19 protein-coding genes, 1 tRNA gene and 1 pseudogene are annotated in these 22,145 nt (G+C 65.0%); 10 read left to right on the forward strand and 11 right to left on the reverse strand.

What is annotated here, in order from left to right:
* Positions 1–716: M23 family metallopeptidase (locus GBO37_RS12270; RefSeq protein ID WP_252929230.1), on the forward strand; the 716-nt coding region annotated here is incomplete at its 5' end.
* A 14-nt stretch (positions 717–730) separates the two neighbouring features.
* On the opposite strand, the gene GBO37_RS12275 is transcribed toward GBO37_RS12270, so the two are convergent.
* From GBO37_RS12275 to GBO37_RS12285, 3 genes are read right to left on the reverse strand one after another with little or no spacing between them, the layout of a single operon-like run.
* Positions 731–1,816: a hypothetical protein gene (locus GBO37_RS12275; protein WP_252929232.1), complete on the reverse strand. Its 1,086-nt coding sequence runs from the start codon at positions 1,814–1,816 to the stop codon at positions 731–733.
* A gap of 20 nt (positions 1,817–1,836) precedes the next feature.
* Positions 1,837–3,222 carry a TolC family outer membrane protein gene (locus tag GBO37_RS12280; RefSeq protein ID WP_252929234.1) on the reverse strand — a complete coding sequence of 462 codons (1,386 nt, stop codon included), beginning with the start codon at positions 3,220–3,222 and terminating at the stop codon, positions 1,837–1,839.
* Positions 3,219–3,872 (reverse strand): protein-L-isoaspartate O-methyltransferase, encoded by a 654-nt coding sequence (locus GBO37_RS12285; protein ID WP_252929235.1) that lies wholly within the window; start codon positions 3,870–3,872, stop codon positions 3,219–3,221. The genes GBO37_RS12280 and GBO37_RS12285 overlap by 4 nt, the downstream gene beginning before the upstream one ends.
* 138 nt (positions 3,873–4,010) lie before the next feature.
* On the opposite strand from GBO37_RS12285, the gene GBO37_RS12290 reads away from it, so the two are divergent.
* The 9 genes and pseudogenes from GBO37_RS12290 to GBO37_RS12330 form a co-directional block, all read left to right on the forward strand.
* Positions 4,011–4,084 (forward strand) — tRNA-Cys (locus GBO37_RS12290).
* 29 nt (positions 4,085–4,113) lie between these two features.
* Positions 4,114–5,331: a 3-deoxy-D-manno-octulosonic acid transferase gene (locus GBO37_RS12295; protein ID WP_252929237.1), complete on the forward strand. Its 1,218-nt coding sequence runs from the start codon at positions 4,114–4,116 to the stop codon at positions 5,329–5,331.
* A gap of 14 nt (positions 5,332–5,345) precedes the next feature.
* Entirely contained in the window at positions 5,346–5,750 is a 405-nt protein-coding gene (locus GBO37_RS12300; RefSeq protein WP_252929239.1) for a DUF1178 family protein, read from the forward strand.
* A 74-nt stretch (positions 5,751–5,824) separates the two neighbouring features.
* Positions 5,825–7,081, forward strand: a complete 1,257-nt coding sequence (locus tag GBO37_RS12305; protein WP_045981474.1) for an aspartate kinase — start codon at positions 5,825–5,827, stop codon at positions 7,079–7,081.
* Between the two features lie 59 nt (positions 7,082–7,140).
* Positions 7,141–9,384, forward strand: a complete 2,244-nt coding sequence (gene ptsP, locus GBO37_RS12310) for a phosphoenolpyruvate--protein phosphotransferase (RefSeq protein WP_148910539.1) — start codon at positions 7,141–7,143, stop codon at positions 9,382–9,384.
* Positions 9,385–9,571: 187 nt separating this feature from the next.
* Positions 9,572–11,077 carry a glucan biosynthesis protein gene (locus GBO37_RS12315; protein ID WP_239441280.1) on the forward strand — a complete coding sequence of 502 codons (1,506 nt, stop codon included), beginning with the start codon at positions 9,572–9,574 and terminating at the stop codon, positions 11,075–11,077.
* On the forward strand, positions 11,074–13,191 hold the full coding sequence (gene mdoH, locus GBO37_RS12320; RefSeq protein WP_252929241.1) for a glucans biosynthesis glucosyltransferase MdoH: 2,118 nt from the start codon (positions 11,074–11,076) through the stop codon (positions 13,189–13,191). The genes GBO37_RS12315 and mdoH overlap by 4 nt, the downstream gene beginning before the upstream one ends.
* Positions 13,188–14,312: an OpgC domain-containing protein gene (gene opgC, locus GBO37_RS12325; RefSeq protein ID WP_252929243.1), complete on the forward strand. Its 1,125-nt coding sequence runs from the start codon at positions 13,188–13,190 to the stop codon at positions 14,310–14,312. Before mdoH ends, opgC begins: the two co-directional genes overlap by 4 nt.
* 491 nt (positions 14,313–14,803) lie before the next feature.
* Positions 14,804–14,890: pseudogene (locus GBO37_RS12330) on the forward strand (IS5/IS1182 family transposase); the annotation flags it as partial.
* Positions 14,891–14,972: 82 nt separating this feature from the next.
* On the opposite strand, the gene GBO37_RS12335 reads toward GBO37_RS12330, so the two are convergent.
* The 8 genes from GBO37_RS12335 to GBO37_RS12370 all read right to left on the reverse strand — a co-directional run.
* A complete protein-coding gene (locus tag GBO37_RS12335; RefSeq protein WP_252929245.1) occupies positions 14,973–16,553 on the reverse strand; it encodes a hypothetical protein in 1,581 nt (526 codons plus the stop codon).
* Positions 16,554–16,595: 42 nt separating this feature from the next.
* Positions 16,596–17,387 carry a glycosyltransferase family 2 protein gene (locus GBO37_RS12340; protein WP_252929246.1) on the reverse strand — a complete coding sequence of 264 codons (792 nt, stop codon included), beginning with the start codon at positions 17,385–17,387 and terminating at the stop codon, positions 16,596–16,598.
* On the reverse strand, positions 17,384–17,773 hold the full coding sequence (locus GBO37_RS12345; protein WP_252929248.1) for a GtrA family protein: 390 nt from the start codon (positions 17,771–17,773) through the stop codon (positions 17,384–17,386). Before GBO37_RS12345 ends, GBO37_RS12340 begins: the two co-directional genes overlap by 4 nt.
* Positions 17,770–18,957, reverse strand: coding sequence for an FAD-dependent oxidoreductase (locus tag GBO37_RS12350; protein WP_252929249.1), 1,188 nt, complete (start codon positions 18,955–18,957; stop codon positions 17,770–17,772). Before GBO37_RS12350 ends, GBO37_RS12345 begins: the two co-directional genes overlap by 4 nt.
* Positions 18,954–19,955 carry a hypothetical protein gene (locus GBO37_RS12355; RefSeq protein WP_252929251.1) on the reverse strand — a complete coding sequence of 334 codons (1,002 nt, stop codon included), beginning with the start codon at positions 19,953–19,955 and terminating at the stop codon, positions 18,954–18,956. The genes GBO37_RS12350 and GBO37_RS12355 overlap by 4 nt, the downstream gene beginning before the upstream one ends.
* An 11-nt stretch (positions 19,956–19,966) precedes the next feature.
* Positions 19,967–20,803 carry a sugar phosphate isomerase/epimerase gene (locus tag GBO37_RS12360; protein ID WP_252929253.1) on the reverse strand — a complete coding sequence of 279 codons (837 nt, stop codon included), beginning with the start codon at positions 20,801–20,803 and terminating at the stop codon, positions 19,967–19,969.
* Between the two features lie 4 nt (positions 20,804–20,807).
* Entirely contained in the window at positions 20,808–21,704 is an 897-nt protein-coding gene (locus GBO37_RS12365; RefSeq protein WP_252929255.1) for a hypothetical protein, read from the reverse strand.
* A 215-nt stretch (positions 21,705–21,919) separates the two neighbouring features.
* The coding region (locus GBO37_RS12370) for a transposase (protein WP_252926829.1) at positions 21,920–22,145 on the reverse strand (226 nt) is incomplete at its 5' end.

Below are 22,145 nucleotides of genomic sequence, written 5' to 3' on the forward strand. Positions count from 1 at the left end.
CGGCCAGCCCCACGCCGCGGCGCGCCGCCCCGGCCCCTGCCGCCGCTGCAAATCCGGGCGAGCATGTCGTCGCCGCCGGAGAGACGGCCTGGGCCATCGCGCGCCGCTATGACGTCAGCGTCCAGGATCTGGCCAGCTGGAACGGCCTGCCGGACGACATGAGCCTGCGGACCGGCCAGCGTCTTCTGGTGCCGCAGCCCGGCCAGAAACCCGACAGGCTGGCCACGACGGCCCCCGGCGCGGGGAGCCCGACCCCGACCCCGCCATCGGCCACGCGTCCCCTGCCTGCCGAGGAGACCCCACCCGCGGGAGCCCCCGCCCCCGACACGCCCCAGACCGACCTGGGATCCACGCGGACCGCGGCATCGGGCGGCGGCCAGTTCCGCATGCCGGTCCAGGGGTCAATCATCCGGGTCTATGAAAAGGGCCAGAACGACGGGATCGACATCGCGGCCTCGGGCGGCACAGCGGTCACCGCGGCAGGCAGCGGCCAAGTGGCCGCGATCACCCGCGACAGCGCGGGCACGCCGATCATCGTGGTCCGCCACGAGGGCGATCTGATGAGCGTCTATACCAACCTGGGCGATGTCGCCGTCGCCAAGGGCGACAGCGTCAGCGCGGGACAATCCCTGGGCCAGGCGGGCGACGCGGGCTTCGTCCATTTCGAGATCCGCCGGGGGTTCGAAAGCGTCGACCCCGAGCGGTACCTGAACTGATCCCCGGACGGGGATCAGAGATGCGTCAGGCGTTCATCCAGCGCCGTCGCGATCTCGCGTCGCACCACGGCACGCAGGTTGCCCGAAAAGCGGGCGCCCATCTCTCCCTCCAACTCCTCGCGGATCATCTCTTGCAGGTGGGCGCGCATGGTCTTGTCGTCCATCATCTGCGCAACGGTCTGGGCGACGATCTGTGCGACCGGCAGATGCGGCAGCGCGGCGCCATCGTCCGCCTGCGGACGGTCGGGACCGTCGCCCGCGGGCGCATGGGCGTGCGGCGCAGGGACGACATCGGCGGCCGCTGATCCGCGGACCTGCGCAGGACCAACAGCCGCATCCTGTGCGGATGCCTGGGCGGGCATCGCCGGCGGCAGCAGGCGCCACAGCAGCCAGTCGCCCCACGCAGAGAGCAACCGTGCGATACGGGACCGGGGCGCCGCTGCGGCCGGGATGACCGCCGGTGCCACGGCAGGCACCACGACCTCCTCGGTCAGGGCATCGGCGATGGGCGCCTCGACGATTGCGTCGGGCAGGGCCAACGCCGCTGCCGTCCTGCCGCGGGCCTTGCCTGTCGCGCGCCGGGGCCGTGACGGCGGGACGCCGTCGTCAGGCAGATCCGCGACCACCCTGCGCAGATGCGGGGTCAGCTGGATGACCGAGGCCGTGCTGCCCGCCAGCATGCCCCGCGGGGTCCGATCCTGAGACAGGCGGTGCAACATCGTGCGCGCGTCGCTGTGAATAACGGGCTGGCCGTCGATCATGTGCCGGATGCTTTGCATTTCGGCACGGATGCGGGCGATTTCTTGGGCGGCCTGACCGATCGGCTGATCCTGGGTCAGGACCGGCAGGGTGACGACCTGAGCGGGCTGCGCCGGCGCGACCTTGCGGGTGCGCGCGCGAGCGGGTTTGGCCTCCGGGTCGGCCTTGGCGCGGGGGGCCTTGGCACGGGCCGGCTTGGTGGCGGAGGCGGCCGCGTCAGCCTTGGCGCTGCGGCGGCGCGGTGCCTTGGGCGCCGCAGCGGCCTTGGCAGTGCTGCGCCGCGGTGCGGGGGTGTCGGTCGCCGAATCCTCGACGGGGGTCATGCGGCGCGCCTCAGTCATGGCGCACCGCCGGGGCCGGATCAGTTCCGGCCGATGGCGCGCAGCACGCGGTCCAGGCTTTCGCCCTGCTTGCTGGTTGCGGGCGCGTCCCGCACAGCGTTGTAATATTGCGATGGGTCATAGGTGGGTATCCCCAGTTGCAGGTTTTCTACCGTCAACAGACCCATAGCAGCCAGAAGTTGATAATGAGCTAACTGCAGATTCGATTCCGCGGAAATCCGGTCGGCCCGCGCCTCCAGCAGCGATTGTTCGGCGTCCAGCACGTCCAGTGTGGTCCGCGCACCCAGCAGCGCCTCCTCGCGGACGCCGTCATAGGCCTGCTGCGCGGCCGAGATCTGCTGGTTGATCGCGGTGATCTGCGCGCGGGCGACGGCGATGTTCGCCCAGGTCTCTCCGACCTGCTGGCTGATCTGGCGCGCAGTGTTCAGCAGCGCCGAACGCGCCTGGTCGCGCTGTGCCATCGCGCGGCGATGCGCGGCCGACAGGCGCCCGCCCGAATAGAGGGTCTGGCTCAGTTCCAGCCCCACAGACGACGAATTGCGGCTGCCATAGCGGCCGCCCAGGCTGGCTTCGGGCGCGCGGGTCACGCCGACGCTGGCCGTGCCCGACAGGGTGGGGTTGCGTTCGGCGGCGGCGGCGGCCACGCCGATCTCGGCCGCGGCGGCCTGGCGTTGCGACTGGCCGATGGCGGGGTGGGTGCGCTGCGCGATTTGGCGTGCCTCGTCCAGGGTGGCGGGCAGGTTGGGCAGCGGCGGCGGCGCGTCCAGGCGACCCGGCTGGCGGCCGGTCACGGCCAGATAGGCCTCGCGCGCGATCTCCAGCTGGCCGTTGGCGGCAGCCAGCGCGGCGCGGGTCGCCGCCAGCTGCGCATCGGCCAGCGCCACGTCGGTCACGGTGATCTCGCCCACGTCGAATCGGTCCTGCGCGGCCTGGCGTTCGCTGGACAGGACGTCGACCGAGTTTTCCTGCAGCCCGACCTGCTGGATGGCCTCGCGCACGTCGAAATAGGCGACGGTCGCGGCCAGCAGGATGTCCTGTTCGACCCCCACCAGCGCCTGTCGCGTGGCCAGGACCTGCTCCTTGGCCCCGTCGATGGCCAGCTGCGAGCGTCCGAAATCATAAAGCGTCAGCTGCGCGCCAAGGGACAGCGAGGTCGAGCGCACGGTCGTGCCCCCCTCGGTCCGCGAGGCGGATTGGCGCGCGACCCATTCGACGACCGGGCGCAGGGCCGCGACGGAGGCCGCGACATCCTCGTCGGCGGCGCGCAAGACGGCGCGGTTCTGTTCGATCAGCGCCGAATGGCGATAGGCCGCCACCATGGTGTCGGCCAGCGATTCGGCGCGGGCGGGCAGTGCCGCGGCCAAGGCCAGCAGCGCACCCCCTGCAAACCGCGCAACCGGGGTCACAGTGCGAACCCGCGTTGCAGGCCGAACCCGGACAGCATAGGCGCCTTGGCGTTGAACGAATAGCGCCAGCTGAGCTGGCCGTTCTGCCGGGTGCCGATCCGGGCGACGCCCAGCGCGCCCTCGACGAACAGGGCGGCGACGCGGCCGCCCTCGCGCAGCTGCTCGACGATGGCGGCGGGGATGTCCTGGACCGCGCCCTCGATCAGGATCACGTCATAGGGCCCCTGCTTGGGCGCGCCTTCGGTCAGCGGGGCGTGCAGGACGGCGACGTTGTCGATGCCCGCCTCCGACAGGCGCTGTTCGGCCTCGGAGGCCAGTTCCGCATCGTCCTCGATCGCGACGACGGCCTCGGCCATGCGGGCCATGACGGCGGCGGAGTAGCCATAGCCGCAGGCCAGGTCCAGGACCAGCTCGTCGGGCTGGATGTCCAGCGCATCGACCATCTTGGCCAGGGTCCGCGGCTCCAGAAGGACGCGGCCGTGGCCGATGTCCAGGTTCTCGCCGGAATAGGCGACAGAGCGGCGGCTGGCGGGAACGAACTCCTCGCGCGGAATGGTCAGCATCGCGTCGATCACCGGGAACTTGGTGACGTCACTGGTGCGCACCTGCGTATCCACCATCGTCGTGCGGCGCGCGGCGAAATCGCTCATGTCGGGGAACCTCTGCTGGACCTGTTTGGCCGACTATTGCCATGTTTCCCGCAGTTGGGCAACGCAGGACATCGGCCCCGCGCTTCGCGTCTTGCAAGGGTCGCGGCAATCCGCTAGGACACGGCCACTCTCGACGGCGGCGGGTTGGCGGAGAGGTTACGCACCGGATTGCAAATCCGTGAAGACCGGTTCGATTCCGGTACCCGCCTCCACCTCATCCTGACCGAGGGGACCTTCCTGCATGATCTATGACGCCACGACCCGCATCGCCGAGGCCGCGCTGTGCCTGCGCGCGCGTTTGGGCGGATCGCAGGCGCTGCGCGAGCGTCTGGTCTGCACGGGCGCGCCCGGCCCCACCGCGATCTGGCTGCATGCCGCATCCGTCGGAGAGCTGACCTCGGCCCGCGTGGTGATCGAGGCATTGGCCGCCCGCCACCCCCTGACGGTCACCACCAACAGCGAGACGGGCCGCGCACTGGCGCAGGACTGGGGCCTGGCCGCGCGGCTGGCGCCTCTGGATCTGCCCGGCGCGCTGGCCCGGTTCCTGGATGCCGCGCGCCCCACGCTGGCGATCACCGTCGAGGGAGAGTTCTGGCCGCTGCGGTCGCGCCTGCTGGCCGAACGCGGCATCCGCCAGGCGATGATTGGGGCGCGCATGTCGGAACGGTCGGCGGGCACTTGGGCGCGGTTTCCGCGCATCATCGGGCCGATGCTGGGACGCGTCGCGGCCCTGTCGGCGCAGGATCAGGGCAGCGAGGCGCGCCTTTTGAACCTGGGCCTGCCGCACCGCGCGCTGCTGCCGCGGCTGGACCTCAAGCTGCTGGCCCCGGCGGCGCAGCCCGTGCCCCCGGACAGTGCGGCCCGCGACCGGGTGATCCTGGCGGCATCGACGCATGAGGGCGAGGACGGGCCGGTGCTGGACACCTTTGCCGCGCTGCGTGATGCCCGGCCCGACCTGCGCCTGATCCTGGCGCCGCGCCATCCCGACCGGGGCGATGCCATCGCGGCACTGATCGCGACGCGCGGCCTGTCCTTCGCGCGCCGCAGCGTGGGCGCGGACGATGCGCCGCCGGGCGGCGTGCTGTTGGCCGACACCCTGGGAGAGATGGCGCGCTGGTACGCGCGCGCCGGGATCTGCATCATCGGCGGCAGCCTGCAGGACCATGGCGGCCACACCCCGTGGGAGCCCGCGGCCCATGGCTGCGCGCTGATCCACGGGCCCCATGTCGGCAACTTCGTCGAGGCCTTCGATGCCCTGGACGGGCACGGCGCGGCGCGACCCGCGGGCGATCTGGCGGCGACCCTGTCGCGGCTGACCGACACGCCCGACGAGGCCCGTGCGATGGGCCTCGCGGCGCGGGCCGTGCTGGTGGACCGGGCGGGCGATCCTGCGGCGCTGATCGCGCGGCTGGACGATCTTGCACGCGCCCCCGGCGGACCCGATATAGGGATCATCTGACAGGAGTTGTTGCAATGATCCGCTATGCCTTGCGCTGCGACCAGGGGCATGATTTCGACGGCTGGTTCCGGTCCTCGGACGGGTTCGAGGCGATGCGCGATGCGGGTCAGGTCGGCTGCGCGGTCTGCTGCGCGACCAAGGTCGACCGGGCGCTGATGGCCCCGGCGGTCAGTGACAAGACCCTGACCGCCCCCCGCAACCCGGCCGAGGCCGCCCTGCAGGCGCTGCGCCGCAAGATCGAGACCAGCTCCGACTATGTCGGCCTGTCCTTCGCCGAGGAGGCCCGCGCGATGCACGAAGGCACGCGGCCCGCCCGCGCCATCCATGGCGAGGCCCGCCCCGAGGATGCGCGCAGGCTGATCGAGGACGGCGTTCCCGTGGCCCCCCTGCCCTTCGTCCCGCGTCCCAAGACGAACTAGCGCCGCCCCTTGCGGTTCGCGCGCACCGCCCCTAAAAGCCCCGCCGACGCACATCCTTTGGCTGGAGGCCCTTGATGCCGCTTCTGGTAATGAAATTCGGCGGCACCTCGGTGGCCGATCTGGACCGGATCAAGAACGCCGCCCGCAAGGTGCAGCGCGAGGTCGAGCGGGGCTATGACGTGATCGTCATCGTCAGCGCCATGTCCGGCAAGACGAACGAACTGGTCGGATGGGTCGAACAGACCTCTCCGCTGTTCGACGCGCGCGAATACGACGCGGTGGTCAGTTCCGGAGAGAACGTGACCGCGGGCCTGATGTCCCTGACCCTGCAGGAGATGGGCGTGCCCGCACGCAGCTGGCAGGGCTGGCAGGTGCCGATCAACACGACCGCCGCCTATTCGGCCGCGCGTTTCGTGGACATCCCGCGCAAGAACCTGGACCAGAAGTTCGCCGAAGGCTTCAAGGTCGCCGTGGTCGCGGGCTTTCAGGGCCTGTCTCCCGAAGGCCGCATCACCACGCTTGGCCGCGGCGGATCGGATACGACCGCGGTGGCGTTCGCCGCCGCCTTCGATGCGGAACGCTGCGACATCTATACCGACGTGGACGGGGTCTATACCACCGATCCCCGCATCACCTCGCGCGCGCGCAAGCTGCCCCGCATCGCCTTCGAGGAGATGCTGGAGCTGGCATCCCTCGGCGCCAAGGTGCTGCAGACGCGGTCGGTCGAGCTTGCGATGCGATACAAGGTGCGCCTGCGGGTGCTGTCCTCGTTCGAGGATACCGACGAAAATTCCGGCACGCTGATCTGCGATGAGGATGAAATCATGGAATCGAAAGTCGTCAACGGTGTCGCCTCGTCGCGCGACGAGGCCAAGATCACCCTGGTCACGGTCGAGGACCGTCCCGGCATCTCGGCCGCGATCTTCGCGCCGCTTGCCGATGCGGGCGTGAACGTCGACATGATCGTTCAGAACATCTCGGAAAAGGACTATGACGATCACCCGGGTTCGGTGACCGACATGACCTTTTCCGTGCCGATCAACCAGGTCGAGCGCGCCAAGCGTGCGATGGAGGAGGCCCGCCAGGCCGGCCACATCGCCTATGACGAACTGGTCGTCGATACCGAGGTCGCCAAGGTGTCCGTCGTGGGCATCGGCATGCGCAGCCATGCGGGGGTCGCCGCCCGCATGTTCAAGGCGCTGGCCGATGAAAACGTCAACATCAAGGTCATCTCCACCTCCGAGATCAAGATTTCGGTGCTGATCGATCGGAAATACATGGAACTGGCCGTGCAGGCGCTGCATGATGCCTTCGAACTGGAGAAGGCATAACGCCCTCTGGTTGGTTCCCCGGTCGGGGACACGCGTAACGGCAGAAGGCGGGGCAGGCGATGCAGGATCGCACCGACAGCGACTCTCGCAAGCTGCTGAAGCGGCTCAAGGAAATCTTGGCCGCGGCGGGCGGTGGGCAGGATCGGCTTGACCAGATCACCCACCACATCGCCGATTCGATGGGCACCGAGGTCTGCTCGATCTATCTGTTCCGCGATGCCGACACGCTGGAACTGTGCGCGACCGAAGGGCTGCGCCCCGAGGCCGTCCACCAGACCCGGCTGCGCCTGGGCGAGGGGCTGGTCGGCCGCGTCGCCCGAACCGGGCGCAACGTGAACACCGCGAACGCCCCCGCCCAGCCCGGCTTCCGCTTCATGCCCGAGACCGGGGAGGAGGTCTTCCCCGCCTTCCTCGGCGTGCCGATCCAGCGGGTCGGGGAGCGGCTTGGCGTTCTGGTCGTCCAATGCGCGACCGCCCGGCAGTTCTCCGAGGACGAGGTCTATGGCCTGGAGGTCGTGGCCATGGTCCTGGCCGAGATGACCGAACTGGGCGCGTTCCAGGGCAGCCAGTCCGACAGCCTGCCGCTGGCGCACCGCTTTCCGCTTCTGGTGCGCGGCGCCACCGGGCAGGAGGGCGTGGCCGAAGGGCGCGTCTGGCTGCACGAGGCGCGCGTGGTCATCGCCAACCCGGTCGGCGACGACCCCGACAAGGAACTGGCCCGCCTGCACGAGGGCGTGGAGACCCTGCGCGAGACGGTCGACAGGATGCTGGGCGCGGTCGACATGGGCGACGGCGATCATGCCGCGGTCCTGGAGACCTATCGGATGTTCGCCCATTCGCGCAGCTGGCTGAAGCGCATGGAGGAGGACATCCGCCTTGGCCTCTCGGCCGAGGCCGCGGTGGAGAAGGAGCAGTCCGGCGCCCGCGCCCGGCTGGAGATGGCCGCCGACCCCTATCTGCGCGATCGCCTGCACGATCTGGACGACCTGTCCAACCGCCTGCTGCGCATCCTGACCGGACAGGGACACGACACCGGCGCCGAGATGCCCGAACGCCCGATCCTGGTCGCCCGAAACATCGGCCCGGCCGAGCTGCTGGAATACGGGCGTCGGCTGAAGGGCGTCGTGCTGGAGGAGGGATCGGTCGGCAGCCACGCGGCCATCGTCGCCCGCGCGCTGGCCATTCCGCTGGTCATCCACGCCACCCGCATCACCACCGAGGCGCTGAACGGCGACCCGATCCTGGTCGACGGCGATCAGGGCGTCGTCCACCTGCGCCCCGAGGAGACCGTCCACAAGGCGTTCCTGGACAAGATCGCCATGCAGGCCGAGGCGCAGGACCGCTATGCCGACCTGCGCGACCAGCCCGCCACGGGCACCTGTGGCACCACCATCCAGATGTACATGAACGCGGGCCTGATGGCCGACCTTCCCTCGCTGGAGGGGTCGGGCGCCGAGGGGGTGGGCCTGTTCCGGACCGAACTGCAGTTCCTGGTCCGCAGCCACGTCCCCCGGCGCGCCGAGCTGGCCGGTCTGTATGCGCGCGTCATGGACAACGCGCAGGGCAAGCCGGTGATGTTCCGCACGCTGGACATCGGGTCGGACAAGGTTCTGCCCTACATGAAGCCGCAGGACGAACCGAACCCCGCGATGGGGTGGCGCGCGATCCGCGTGGGCCTGGACAAGCGCGGCGTGCTGCGGATGCAGCTGCAGGCCCTGATCCGCGCCAGCGTGGGCCGGCCCCTGCACGTCATGTTCCCCTTCATCGCGGACATCACCGAATACGAAGCCGCGCACCGCATCCTGATGCAGGAGATGGCGCGCGAACAGCGCCTGGGGCATTCCATGCCCAGCGACATCCGCGTCGGCGCCATGCTGGAGACGCCGTCGCTGGCCTTCGCACCCAAGCGGTTCTTCGAGATGTGCGACTTCATCTCGATCGGCGGCAACGACCTGAAGCAGTTCTTCTTTGCCGCCGACCGCGAGAACGAGCGGGTCCGCCGCCGCTATGACACGCTGAACGTGTCGTTCCTGTCGATGCTGCGCCAGATCATCGCGCGCTGCGCCGATGCCCGCGTGCCGCTGTCCTTTTGCGGCGAGGATGCCGGGCGGCCGGTCGAGGCGCTGGTCTTTGCGGCCCTGGGCATCCACCGCCTGTCGATGCGGCCGGCGTCGATCGGACCGGTCAAGCACCTCATCCGGCGCATCAGCATCGTCGAGCTGGCCCGCGTCATCGAGGAGGCCGAGGCCGAGGGCCTGACCAGCGTGCGCGGCCCCGTGACGGCCTGGCTGGCACGACAATGAACCGACAAGGCCGATTCCTGCTTGCCCGGCGGGCCCATATCGGCCGATAAGCGAGCAAACCGCCCGGCACGCTTGCTGCACTGCGGCGTGCCGCGTATATTCGCTTATCCTTGTCGAGACATCCCCGGATATGAAACGTCGTCAATTTCTCAATGCTGCCACCGCCCTGGCTGCCGGTGGATCGCTGATGGCGGTCCCGGCACAGGCCCAGGCGCCTGCCGAAGGCGTGGACCCCGCAGCCTTCGGGCCCCCTGCCCCGCAGCCCTTCGACTTTGAACAGGTCGCGACGCTGGCGCAGGAACGGTCCGCGCGCCTTTACGTCCAGCCGGTCGCGGAACTGGTCGGCAGCTTTGCCAACCTGGACTATGACCAGTATCGCGGCATCCGTTTCCGCCGCGACCAGGACCCGCTGGCGGGCAACGCGACCTTCCGGGTGGACCTGCTGTCGCCCGGTTCGATCTTTTATGAACCGGTGCAGATCAACCTGGTCCGCGACGGCGTCACCCGGCCGATCCCGTTCGACCCGGCGCTGCTGGAATTCGACGAACGCTATTTCCCCGACGGTCCGGACCTGAACACGATCGGCAACATGGGCTGGTCCGGGTTCCGGATGCGCACGCCGCTGAACCGCCCCGGCGTCATGGACGAGTTCATCGTCTTTCAGGGCGCCAGCTATTTCCGCGCGGTGGCGCGCGGCACGCTGTACGGCCTGTCGGCGCGTGGCCTGGCCATCAAGACCGGCAGCCCCGACGGCGAGGAATTTCCGCTGTTCACCGATTTCTGGATCGTCGAGCCCAAGCCCGGCGCCGAAAGCGTCCGCATTTATGCGATCCTGGACAGCAAGTCGGTCGCGGCAGCGTTCCAGTTCGACGTGACGCCCGGCGCGGTGACCATGGTGCGGACCCGCGTCGCGCTGTTCCCGCGCGTCGATCTGCGCGAGACGGGCCTGGCGCCGCTGACGTCGATGTTCTGGTTCAGCCCGGCCAGCCGCCGGGTTGTCGACGACTATCGCCCCGCCTGCCACGACAGCGACGGGCTGCAGATGCAGACCGGTGCGGGCCAGTCGCTGTGGCGCGGGCTGATGTCGCCGCGCAACCTGCAGATCAGCAGTTTCGTCGACACCGATCCGCGCGGCTTTGGCCTGGTCCAGCGGCCCCGCGACTTCGAGACCTATCAGGATGCCGAGGCGATGTACCATCTGCGTCCCTCAGCCTGGATCGAGCCCGAGGGCGATTGGGGCGCGGGCGAGGTGCGCCTGATAGAGATCCCGGTCGAGAACGAGTTCAACGACAACATCGTCAGCTACTGGCTGCCCTCCGACACGATCCCCGGCGGAGAGCGGACCGAGTTCCGCTATCGCCTCAGCTTTGCGGGTCTGCCGCCCAGCAACCTGCCCTTGGCCAAGGTCCGGCAGGTGCGGTCCGGCCGGTCGATCAATGTCGAGACGACGCGCAGCTATATCATCGATTTCGATCTTGGCATGTTCCGCGAGACGCTGCCCAACTATCAGGTCAGTGCGTCCGAGGGCCGGATCGCGCATGCCTATCTGAAACCGCTGCCGGAACAGGGCGTGCTGCGCCTGGCATTCGAATTCGAACCGGGGCGGACGCAGCTATCCGAACTCAGCGCGCTGCTGACCGATCCCGACGGCCTCGCCCTCAGCGAGACCTGGCTGACGCGCTGGACGGCATGACCATGGATCATGACATGACGACGGCCGGTCGTTCCGACGCGCCGGCCGTGGCACCCGTTGTGCCGCCTCTGGCGCCGCTGACGATGCCCGTGCAGGATTTCGCGCGCCACCCGCAGGCGGGGCCCGCGCGGCGCATGAACAGCCTTCGCGTCTGCCTGGCGCGGCTGATCGCCTTTGGCGGCACCGCGGTCTTGGCCGTCGTGGGCTTTTCGCAGATGCTGGCGGCCTTCGGCGCCGATCCCACGCCGATGCAGATCGCGCTGCTGGTGCTGTTCGTGCCGACCTTTGCCTGGGTGGGCTTTTCCTTCTGCGGGACGCTGGCCGGGTTCCTAGCCCCCCGCCTGACCACGCCGGATGGGCCGAACGATGCCCGCGTCGTCGTCGTCATGCCGATCTATCACGAGGATGTCGCGACCAGCACGGGCCTTCTGGTCGCCCTCGCCCGAGAGCTGGAGGCCGAGGGCATGGCCGACCGGACCGAGATCTTCGTGCTGTCGGACACCCGCGACCCCGCCATCGCCGTCAACGAGACGCTGGTGATCGACCGCGCCCGCGCCCTGTCGCCGCTGCCCCTGTGGTATCGCCGCCGCCTGTCCAACGACGATCGCAAGTCGGGCAACCTGGCGGAATTCGTGCGCCAATGGGGCGGACGCTATGACCAGATGGTCGTGCTGGACGCCGACAGCGTGATGTCGGGCGCCACCATCCGCGCATTGTCGGCGCGCATGTCGGCGGACCCCCAGGCGGGCCTGATCCAGACCATGCCAATGCTGGTCGGCGGAGAGACGATCTTTGCCCGCCTGACCCAGTTCGCGGGTCGCGTCTATGGCCCGATGATCGCGCGCGGCGTGGCCGCGTGGTCGGGCGATACCGGAAACTACTGGGGTCACAACGCGATCATCCGCGTCAGCGCCTTTGCTCAGGCCTGCGGCCTGCCCCGCCTGCCCGGCAATCCGCCCTTCGGTGGCACCATCCTCAGCCACGATTTCGTCGAAGCCGCCGCCCTGTGCCGGGCCGGATGGGCCGTGCGCCTGGATCACGACCTGCGCGGCAGCTATGAGGGATGCCCGCCCACGCTGCTGGACATGGCCGTGCGCGAACGCCGTTGGGCGCAGGGCAACCTGCAGCATTCCCGCCTGCTGGGGGTCAAGGGCCTGCGCGGTGTCAGCCGGGCGCACATGATCATCGGCATCATGGGCTTTCTGATGAGCCCGCTGTGGCTGGCCCTGATCCTGGTGGGTCTGGTCCTGTCGGCCACCGTACTGCTGTCGACGCCGGAATATTTCCCCAACGCCTATCAGCTGTTCCCCGAATGGCCGGTCTTCGACAGCCGCCGGATGCTGTGGCTGTTCGCCATCGCCATGGGCCTGCTGCTTCTGCCCAAGTTCATCGCGACCTTCAGGGCCTGGGCGCGTCCCCTGGCGCGCAATTCCGGCGGCCGCGTACGCATCTTTGCCAGCGCCATCTTCGAGACGGTCCTGTCCGCGCTGATCGCGCCCGTGCAGATGCTGGTCCAGACCCGCCAGATCTTCGAGATCCTGTCGGGCCGCGACAGCGGCTGGAACGCGCAGACGCGCGCCGGGTCGATGCCGTCCTGGGGCGTGGTGCTGCGCCACCATTGGGCGCATGTCGTCCTGGGCCTAGGCACGCTGATCGTGCTGGCGACTTTCTCTCCTGCCCAGTTGATCTGGCTGTCGCCGATCCTGGCGGGGCTGATCCTGTCGCCTCTGACCTCGCGCCTGTCGGCCAGCCCGGTCTTCGGCCGTTGGGCACGTCTGCGCGGCCTTCTGGTCACCCCCGAGGAACGCGATCCCCCCGCCATCCTGACAGAGGCCGCGGCCATCAGCCGGTCCCTGCCCCAGGCCATGACCGGGCGTGACAGCCTGCTGCGGCTTGGGTCCGACGCGGACCTGCTGGCGCGCCATGTCGCGATGCTGGCCCCCCTGCCCGACGACCTGCCCCGCGCGGTCCGCCTGGCCCGGATCACCGCCGGCGCCAAGATCGAGCATGCCAGCGGACAGGTCGCCGCCCTTGACGACATGGATCGCACCGAAACGGACGCCATGCTGCTAGATCCGGCCCTCCTGACCCGGTGGAGCCGGTTGCCCGCATGAACCGTCTGATTGCGCTGGATATGCTGCGCGGCTACGCGCTGGTCAGCATCATGATCAACCACATGCCGATCTCGGTCCTGCGGGGGACGACGCTGCCGAACTTCTCGATCTTCGATGCGTCCGAGATGTTCGTGCTGCTGTCCGGCTTCCTGGTGGGCCTCGTCTGGCGCAGCGTCGAAAGTCGCGAGGGACGCCGCATGGCCCAGCGCCGGTTCGCCCGCCGCGCGTTCGAGGTCTGGCGCGCCATGCTGATCGGCGCGGTGCTGATGGCGCTGCTGTCGGCGGCCCTATTGGCGCTGGATCGTCCACACACGGCGATCTGGAATCAGTACGCGATCTGGATCCTGGAGAACCCGTTGGGCTTCGTCGGCACGGTCGCCACCTTCTGGGTCCAGCCCAACATCATCGATGTGCTGGCCGTCTACGTAATCCTGATCACCCTTTCGGTGGTCGTGGTGCCGCTGATGCTGCGCTGGCCGCTGATCGTGGCGTTGGGGTCGGTCCTGCTGTGGTGGCACGCGCCCGAACTGAACGCGATGATCCCGAACCACCGGACCGAGAACGGCTTCCTGTTCAACCCGTTCGGCTGGCAGATGCTGTTCTATACCGGCACGGCGATCGGCCTCTATCGCCAGACGATCATGGCGGTGCTGTGGCCGTGGCGGCACGTGCTGACGGTGCTGGCGATCGGCATGTTCGCCTTCGGCAGCGCCATCGTCATCGGCGCCCGGATCGGAGAGCCCGCGCTGGCGTTTCGCCAGGCGCTGATGCAGGTCTATGGCACCATCGACAAATGGAGCCTGGACGGCACCCGCTATCTGGCGATCGTCGCCGCCGCGTGGCTGGTCTCGGTCCCCTTGGCACGGCCGATGGAATGGCTGGCGGCCACCCGCCCCGGCGTCGCATTGCAGCAGATCGGCAAGGGCGGACTGTTCGCCTTCGTGGCCTGCGTGCTGCTGTCGGTGCTGGGCGACGCGTTCCAGATGACCCCCGCGGACCAGCCCACGTGGCGGCGTCTTGCGGTCGATCTATGGGCCTGCGTGGCGCTGTGGTGGGTGTCGGCCCTGTGGCTGGAGCACGGCGCCCCCTGGCAGCGTGCCCGCAAGGCACGACGGGCCTGAATCGAAAATCAAACACTGGCCTAACCAAAATAATAGCCATGACATCGTGCGTAACCCTGCCTACCATGCGGCATGACAATGAACGCGTCTGCTGCGCATTCAAGGCATAAGCTGATAAAGTTGAGGGTTACTATGAGCAACGTCAGCGTTGGTTCCTCCAGCACAAGTCATGGCGGTAACAGGCGATAGCAAACTCAATGAACGTCAAGGACGATGGGCAAAGGCGTCAGGACATCCTGTTCTTAGTTGCGAGTCTTATCTATCATTTCAAGCCATGTGCTATGCATTATGCGCAAGTATGAGAAAACTGTTTATGCCAAGCATTTACTGCAGCGGTATGAGGTGCCTCCCATCTTTGGGCAGGATGTGTCGCTTTTTAAGTTCTGATCTGTTCCTACTGATCGGGTTGCGTTGCTCCTACTGTCAGTGAGTAGACCACTGCCGGCGGTCGCCGGCCAAGAGCCCCGAGCCGGCAGTTTCACCAGTAGGCCTTGAAGCACGACGAGCGCCGCTACGGGCGGAGTAATCGCATCGAGATCATGTTCGGCCGCACCGAGAGCTACCGCCGCGTCGTGACCTGGCTCACGCCCGATGCTAGGAACCGCCAGTGCTTTGACTGTGACGGCCTGTACCGGATGTGAAGCGCGATGAACCCACAGGCTAGTTCTGCGAGCAAAAATATAGCCCGGCGGATCGTATTTCAATCGCGGTTTTGCATGGGCCAACGACTTTTGCGGCAATCTCCAAAAATGGGATTCGCTCTTGTGCAGACGCGTCATTGTTGAAGAGTAGCCAAAGTGCCGGCAGCCCGTCTGCGGAGGTGGCCAAGGCATCGGGATAATCGGGATCTGCCGTCAGGGCGCTATCCTGAAAAAGCAGCGTCCCACCGCGAACCTGCCATGGGACAACTCCGCTTGTCGTGTCGATCCTGCCCAGGACACGCATCGGTTGGGGCGCAAGCAGGTCGAAAACTGGCTGGCCGGTACTGTGGATCCAAACCGGGACGTCAGGCGCAGTATCGCGGATATGGGCAAGTAGCCTGCCAACCTCTTGAGTCTGCCGGCCCAGGGCGGTTCCAGTGCCAAATGCAAGGCTTGCGGTCATTGCAGCGCCCGCAATCGTTATTCTGGCAATAGAGGGCAGTTGTTCCCGCAACAGGTGAGACACCGCGATTGCAGTTACCATAGCGCTGAAGGGGATCAGGAAGATCACATGGCGCGGATAGGACAGACTCAGAAACCCTGATATCTGAAGTACCGCCATCGCCGCGAACGTGCCGGACGTCAGCATAACAGCAGATGGCGCGCGCTTGTATGCGATCCGCGCTAAAGCCGCGAACAGCGCCAAGGCGATCAGCCGGATCGCATAATACGATATGCCGACTGGCAAACCGAAATGTTGCAGCAGGCGCTGTGTCGCGGACAGCCAGGTAGTGCCAAAGGCATTCACCACAGCTTGAAGAACGCCATTGATCCTTTTGAGCGCAAGAGTAGCGATCCCTTGGTCAGTGCCCGGGTTATAGACATGCGCATAGGCTTGGATCTGCCAGGCAACCAGCCCGCGGTTGAGAAGAAGATACAGAGCAGCGACATAGAACAGGGCCAGCGCGCCTGTGAACATAAATGCCGGGGAAAAGGCACGAACCTGCGGGTCTTTCGCAGTCAAACGATAAAGCACTAGTGCCGCCAGCATTCCCGCTACAACCACTGGGACGGTGAAGGACACAAGCCCAGCGATTACCACCGCAGCCAGGAACAGCGCCAGCGCCCCTGTGTCGTTGCGGGAGGAAAGAGGTAGCCCGCAAGCAAGTACCAAGGCCGAGCCAAAGAACTCTGCGGAGTATTGCTTGATCTCGCTGGCATAGATCCAAACCATCGGCTCCCCAAGGAGGAATGCCACCAGTATAGTCGCCGCCAGCCCGTCGCGCCGGATCGGCCTCAGGCTCAGAAGCAGCGCAATCCCCAGCCCGATGAAAGCCGTCGACAATAAGCGGAGCACATGGAAAGGCGGGTTCGATCCAAAGAAGTCGAGCAGCATCCGGGAGAGCCAGACATAACCTACTGGCGCGGCCTGCTCGTAATGCGGCAGCGGCGCGAGGATATTCAGATCCGGCAGCAGCAGATTGGTCAGCAGCATGGCCTCATCGCTCCACGGCTCGACGGTCGTTTGCGCTACGACTGAAAGCATAAGCACGGAAACCAGAGCGGCAAGGACCAGTGGAAGGTAGCGTGTGCCGGTCATGTTCTGATATCCTTAAATAAGGTAGGAATGCTTGCTGCGAGGTCAGGGATTGAAGCGGCCGGCAGCGGCATCAACAGTCTGCCGCAAAACGGAAAGGCGCGCGCGCCAGCCGTTGATCTTGGTGGGTGGTTTCTCTCCTTCGGGATAGGCGCGCAAAACCGGAAGCTCACTAACCCGGTATTTGAGCTGACCCGCGCGGACCGTCAGATAGAACAGAAGCTCATAGCGATCGAAAACTGACCGGAAGGGCGCAACCCTGGGATCCAGCAAAAAGCGCGCAGAATAGGCGCGAAAGCCATTCGTCGTATCGGTCAGCTTTTTGCCCGATGCCAAACTTAGCAGTGGGGCGTGAATCATCCGATTGGCGAAGGCTCGGTCAAGGGGTGTATTCACTGCCTGCCCCCCCAGGGCATAGCGCGAGCCTTGAACATAGTCGTCCCCAGCATCGAGCCTCGCCACAAAGGCGGCGATGGCATCAACGCCATCCTTTCCATTTCCATCGATAGTGATCACGCCTTCGTAACCTTCGCGCAGGCAATAGGCATAGGCCATGCGCAATTGGGCGCTCAGCTTGCCGGGGCCGGTTTTGGTAAGGCGGGTACGCACGCCCTGTTCGACCAAAAAGGCCTGGTCGAGCGATCCGTCGGTCGAGCCCCCATCGGCAACGATCGTGTCAGGCCGTTCTTTCAGCGCGGCGATCCGCGCGAGCTGCGCGTGGATGCGTTCCCCTTCGTTGATCACGGGGATCACGAGGGCGTATTTTCCCTGTCGCGAAGCAAGTTCAAGCGTCTCAAATGCGGGAAGTTGCCAGTTATAGTCGCTTGAGTTCTTCAAGGTTTGGCCCTCTTGCGGAACACTAGGCTTTTCAGCACGAAAAAGTTTACAACGAAGGAAACCCCAGTCGCCAGAAAAAGCGCCAGCGTATCGTCAATCAATATCGGGAAAGACTGCAGCGATAGCAGCACTGCCAGCCGCACAGGGAAGATGATGGCAATAGAGGCGACATAGCCCAGAATTTGCGGAATTGGGGGCAAGGGTTCCGTTGTGCGAAACGTCCAAAGCCTGTGCATGACAAAATTTCCGGCAGCGCCGCAGACTAGGCCGGCCGCGCTGGCAAGTAACATCGGCGCGCCGCCTTTGACGAAAAGAATGGCAATGCCTAGGTCCGTGCCCAGCCCCATGACAACCACCACCAGATAGCGTAGGGCCTGCGGCATCATGCACCTGCAGCCTTATTGGTCGGTCCGGTAATGAGCGTATCAGTTGCTTCGGCGAACTGAGGTTCACACAGTCGAACCTGATCAAAAAGATCATAAATGTTGTCGAGCTTGGCCCCGAGGATCGAGGTTAGATGCGATCCCGGATCGCGACGATAGAGAATAGGGCGGGCATCGTCGCCTTCACTGCGCTGCAACACAGTCTTAATTTCGTGGATCGAAGCTTGCCATTTGGCCTGTCTCAGCAGCGGCATAAAGCGCGCCGCATCCTGCTGCATGAAGCGTGCCCTGCTAAGGCCTGCAGGAGCGTCGACGTCATGGCAAGCGTGCTGGTGAAGGCCCGTGCCTTCGTCGGTCCAACTTGCACCGGGCGTATAACGGACATGAGTCAACGAATGCAGGCCGGCAGGGGGATAGGGCATAACCGAGAAAAACGGCCCGTCCATAACCGTCACGCCGATCTTTTCAAGCTCGGGCGGGGGAGCGATCAGTGCTACCTCGGCAGCCTCATGCTTAAGTGATAGAAGCGGCAGGCCAGCTGCATGGCGCAAGTGGTTGATGCGCGAATAGGTTACATCGAACACATGGTTTGCAACGACCTCGCTACCGTCCGAAAGGGTCACGCAGGCTGCGCTTTCCAGCTCACTTAAATGGGTCGCGCTGGTTCCGAGGCGGATCTCGATCCCCGCGGCATCGGCCCGGGTAGCCAGTTGCTGCCGCAATTGCCGATAGTCGAATGCATGTTCCACACAGGAAAAGATTCCGGCAACGCGATCTGGGTCGAATAGCGCTGCAACCGGCGGTCCGGCAACGGCGATGGGCGCTCCCATATCGGCGAACATCCGGTAAAACCGCCGCGCAGTCACCTTGGATTGGCGCGACGATATGGCATAGACCATGTCGAAACGATCATGGACGGCCTGCGGAAAGTCCCTAACGAAGCGACGATGCAGGCTTAGCGAACGCCCGGCTGTCAAGGCGCTGCGCGGATAGTGAAAACCGGTATGAATTCGAGCCTGATTGACCCGCGAGGCGCGCTCCATCAGCTCCGACCGCGCCTCGACTACGAGGATCGAGCGCGTGACTGAACGCAGGAAGAGCGCAAGGCACAGCCCGAAGAACCCACCGCCCACGATGAGCACATCGACCTCATGCCGCGCAACGGTAATTGGGTGAATCAGGGTCATGCCTTGGGATCCGCTGGCGCGAGGATTGCGCCCATGCTAGCCGCTCCGCCGCGGTCGTAATGCACATTCAGATCCTGATTGATCCCGGAATAGACGTTAATATTCCCGATCTCTTCTAGAATGTCGTCGCGTTCCTCATGCCCGAGCAGGTTGATAATTTTTTGCATCCCGGTGCTCAACCCAAGGCCAACGAGGCCCATGAAGGTGGCCGAACCCGCGAGAGCAGCCGAGGTCGTCACCCAGCCAGGTTGAATCGGGGTGTGAAAGATCCAGACCAAAACGACATAAATTAGGAAGATTAGCCCCCCTAACGCAGTGAACGCCGAAGCAATGCTAAGCGCGAGGAGCACGTTCGGAGAGGAGCTGACGATCAGCCGCTGAGCCAACTGCAACCGACTGTTCAGCTTATGGCGGTGTCCCCGCGGTGAGGAGTTCGCTTGGCTGCGATAAAGCTCAATTGGGATCGAGTGGTCTCGGGGCGGAAAGCGCAGTGCCAGCTGCTGTTCGGGATGGTTCAGTATACGCGTCAGCAGGCCGCGTGGCAATGCGATGGTCTGCATGAACCGCGCATTGACGTGAAAGCCGCTGCTGTTGCCCGCGACGCCAAACACCGCATCCAGCAGCGTGCTTTTGCCGCGATCCCCGATCACGATACTGTTCATACGATGGCCGTCAAGAATCATGCCACAAATATCTAGGACATCCAGTTCATCGGCCGAGGCGATCAGAACCACGTCGCCGATGGCCTCCGTTGCCAAGACGGTGCGTTGCCGATACGAGCCAAGTCCCTGGCGCAGGCGCAGCAGCCGTAAATTTGGCACCCCGTGAAAAGCTTGGATCCATACCTCGCCTGCGTCCGCCGGTATGGCCAGCAGGATCTCCCAATAGCGGAACGTGCCACCAAGGTTCTGCGCCAAGCGCTCCAGCGTTCCAGCACCCTGCGCGTCAGGGGAAATATTGTAGACGCAGGCTGAAATCAGGATGTCATCGCGAAGCATGGTCTAGCCTTTCACTGCAGTGTGCGGGCGCTGTCGAGGCGCGCCAGCGCGAGTAGTAGGGCATCACACGATGCTGCGCCTGAAGCCCTCATCTCGAGCGATAGCCAGTTCGGGTAATCGACATCCTGCAATGCCTTTATCACCTGGGCGGCCATTTTTGCACTCCCAGGTGTCAGTACAAGTTCAGGCTCGGATAGATGCACGTGACCGATGACATCCGCATTGCTGGCGACGATCTGCTCAAGATCATGCATTTCGCCATTTATCTGCAGATTGCCAATGTCCAACGTCAGACATAGGCCCGGATGGGCGATCTTGCGCACAAGCCAAGCCGCGTGATCGGTATGGGTGGCAAAATTGGTGCCATAGATTGCGGGGTTTGGCTCAAGCCCGATGCGACAGCCCTCAACTTGCGCAAGCTCTGATATTCGTGTGAGCATATCGACCGCGATTTGCTCGGCTTCGGTGTCGGGCATGCCGTCTGGGATCGCCCGCTCGCGCGGGGAGCCAAGCACCAGATGCGGAATATTAAGCGCAGCGGCCAAACGGATCGCTCTGCCAAAAGCCGCTATATAGGCCCTGCGCTGGTCCATATTCCCGAACAGCGCTACATCTTTTACCCCAAAAAGTAGCGACTGCATCGAGACTGGCGTCAGCCCAACATCGGCTATCTCTGCAAGACGCTGGCGAATCAATGCCGCCGGTGGATTGAATGCATCTTCAGCATCCGCAAATAGCATTCCGGGCGCGATCTCTAGCCCGGCTACATTGTGCTCTATAAGGAGTTGATAGGCTTGCAGGCGCTCCGCAAAAGGCCAAGCAATGTTTGAGACTGAAAACCCCCGCAATGGCCTAGCCTTGGCTTGCGACAAAGCTATGCAAACGTTCCAGCACCTGTCCGGCATCTGCTATGTATTTGTCATTTCGACCGAATAATGCAGCATGTTTCGTTTGCATGTCTTCTATATGGATGCGAGCAGAGCTTTGTGGCATCGGGCTCGCGCGCAAGGCGGTCACAACTTCTTGCGCACCCACCGGCTGCGGTGCCATGTGCAGGACAGACAGGCCCGCGTCAGTGGCTATGCCGATGGCCCCCGACAACAGCGAAAGGTCGAAAAACTGGAACCGCGAGGCCGGATTGGTAAAGCGCAGCGCCTCGAAGCCAGCCGCCTCAACTGCGGCGTCAAGTGACTGCCGGTCGGGTGCGGCATCAAGCGTTGCCCTATCGAGATGCCACATCGCGGTTGCTGGATCGAAACCGTAAAAGGACATCAGCCGCTCTGCCACCGAAGGCTCCACAGCCTGAGCCAGAGCATCGCGGCGCTCGGGGGCTAGCATCGAGGGCACCGGGTTCATCAGATCGAACAGCATGTTCTTTCGCAGTCCCTGTCCAAACAGTGCCGGAAGCCTTACGATCAGGGAGCGGTCGAATGCGTCTGCGCAGAATTCCTCCAACTTGCGGCGGTTGCGGCCATAAGCAAGATCTTCCTCGAAAGCACAGGTGTCTTCGTCCTGCCCGCTGCCAAAGCCCGCCAACACTGCAATACTTGAGATCAGCACCACCCGGCGAGCCTTCAAGCGTGACAGGTGCCCAATGATTGCATCGATATGCGCCGTGTCGCGTTCCGGCGCTCTGTTGGCCTCAATCATTGAGCCCGGCGCGGCCGTGCAGATCACCGTATCGAAGGACTGTCCCGCCGAGTTGGCGATATTTCCTGAAGAATAAAGCTCCTCGAAATCTTGCGTCATCCGAAGATTGCTTCCGACAAATCCCGTGGCTCCAATCAGGGCAGTTTTTACCATAGTGTCCGCATACCAATGAAATCACAGGCAGTAGCGTCACATTCGCAACAATCAGTCAATCTGCTATCATCAGTCATGGATAAGTGTATCGGGTCTTTCAGACATTTTGTATTTCGTTACAATACTCGAGATCACGTTCTAGGCTCCAGTCTCGTTAATTTTCAAAGCCAGGAGATGACAGTTGCGGCGAGAGCGATGGCGGACAGAAAGCCCTTCGGGCACCTGTCGTAGCGGGTCGCGACGCGGCGCCCGTCCTTGAGCCTGCCGGACATGATCTCGATACGATTGCGCCGCTGGTAGCGGCGTTTATCGTATGTGACGGGCTTGCCTCGGGATTTCCGGCCAGGAATGCATGGCGTGATGCCCTTGTCCTGCAATGCTTCACGA

The sequence above is a fragment of the Paracoccus sp. 08 genome, from assembly GCF_024105395.1.
GTDB lineage: Bacteria > Pseudomonadota > Alphaproteobacteria > Rhodobacterales > Rhodobacteraceae > Paracoccus > Paracoccus marcusii.

What these genes read in the sequence shown, in the direction of transcription:
- GBO37_RS12335 (WP_252929245.1), bottom strand. Translation starts at nt 16,553, where the DNA reads ATGACCGGCACACGCTACCTTCCACTGGTCCTTGCCGCTCTGGTTTCC.
- GBO37_RS12350 (WP_252929249.1), bottom strand. Translation starts at nt 18,957, where the DNA reads ATGACCCTGATTCACCCAATTACCGTTGCGCGGCATGAGGTCGATGTG.
- ptsP (WP_148910539.1), top strand. Translation starts at nt 7,141, where the DNA reads ATGCAGGATCGCACCGACAGCGACTCTCGCAAGCTGCTGAAGCGGCTC.
- GBO37_RS12295 (WP_252929237.1), top strand. Translation starts at nt 4,114, where the DNA reads ATGATCTATGACGCCACGACCCGCATCGCCGAGGCCGCGCTGTGCCTG.
- GBO37_RS12365 (WP_252929255.1), bottom strand. Translation starts at nt 21,704, where the DNA reads ATGACGCAAGATTTCGAGGAGCTTTATTCTTCAGGAAATATCGCCAAC.
- GBO37_RS12355 (WP_252929251.1), bottom strand. Translation starts at nt 19,955, where the DNA reads ATGCTTCGCGATGACATCCTGATTTCAGCCTGCGTCTACAATATTTCC.
- GBO37_RS12305 (WP_045981474.1), top strand. Translation starts at nt 5,825, where the DNA reads ATGCCGCTTCTGGTAATGAAATTCGGCGGCACCTCGGTGGCCGATCTG.
- GBO37_RS12300 (WP_252929239.1), top strand. Translation starts at nt 5,346, where the DNA reads ATGATCCGCTATGCCTTGCGCTGCGACCAGGGGCATGATTTCGACGGC.
- GBO37_RS12285 (WP_252929235.1), bottom strand. Translation starts at nt 3,872, where the DNA reads ATGAGCGATTTCGCCGCGCGCCGCACGACGATGGTGGATACGCAGGTG.
- opgC (WP_252929243.1), top strand. Translation starts at nt 13,188, where the DNA reads ATGAACCGTCTGATTGCGCTGGATATGCTGCGCGGCTACGCGCTGGTC.
- GBO37_RS12315 (WP_239441280.1), top strand. Translation starts at nt 9,572, where the DNA reads ATGGCGGTCCCGGCACAGGCCCAGGCGCCTGCCGAAGGCGTGGACCCC.
- GBO37_RS12345 (WP_252929248.1), bottom strand. Translation starts at nt 17,773, where the DNA reads ATGATGCCGCAGGCCCTACGCTATCTGGTGGTGGTTGTCATGGGGCTG.
- mdoH (WP_252929241.1), top strand. Translation starts at nt 11,074, where the DNA reads ATGACCATGGATCATGACATGACGACGGCCGGTCGTTCCGACGCGCCG.
- GBO37_RS12275 (WP_252929232.1), bottom strand. Translation starts at nt 1,816, where the DNA reads ATGACTGAGGCGCGCCGCATGACCCCCGTCGAGGATTCGGCGACCGAC.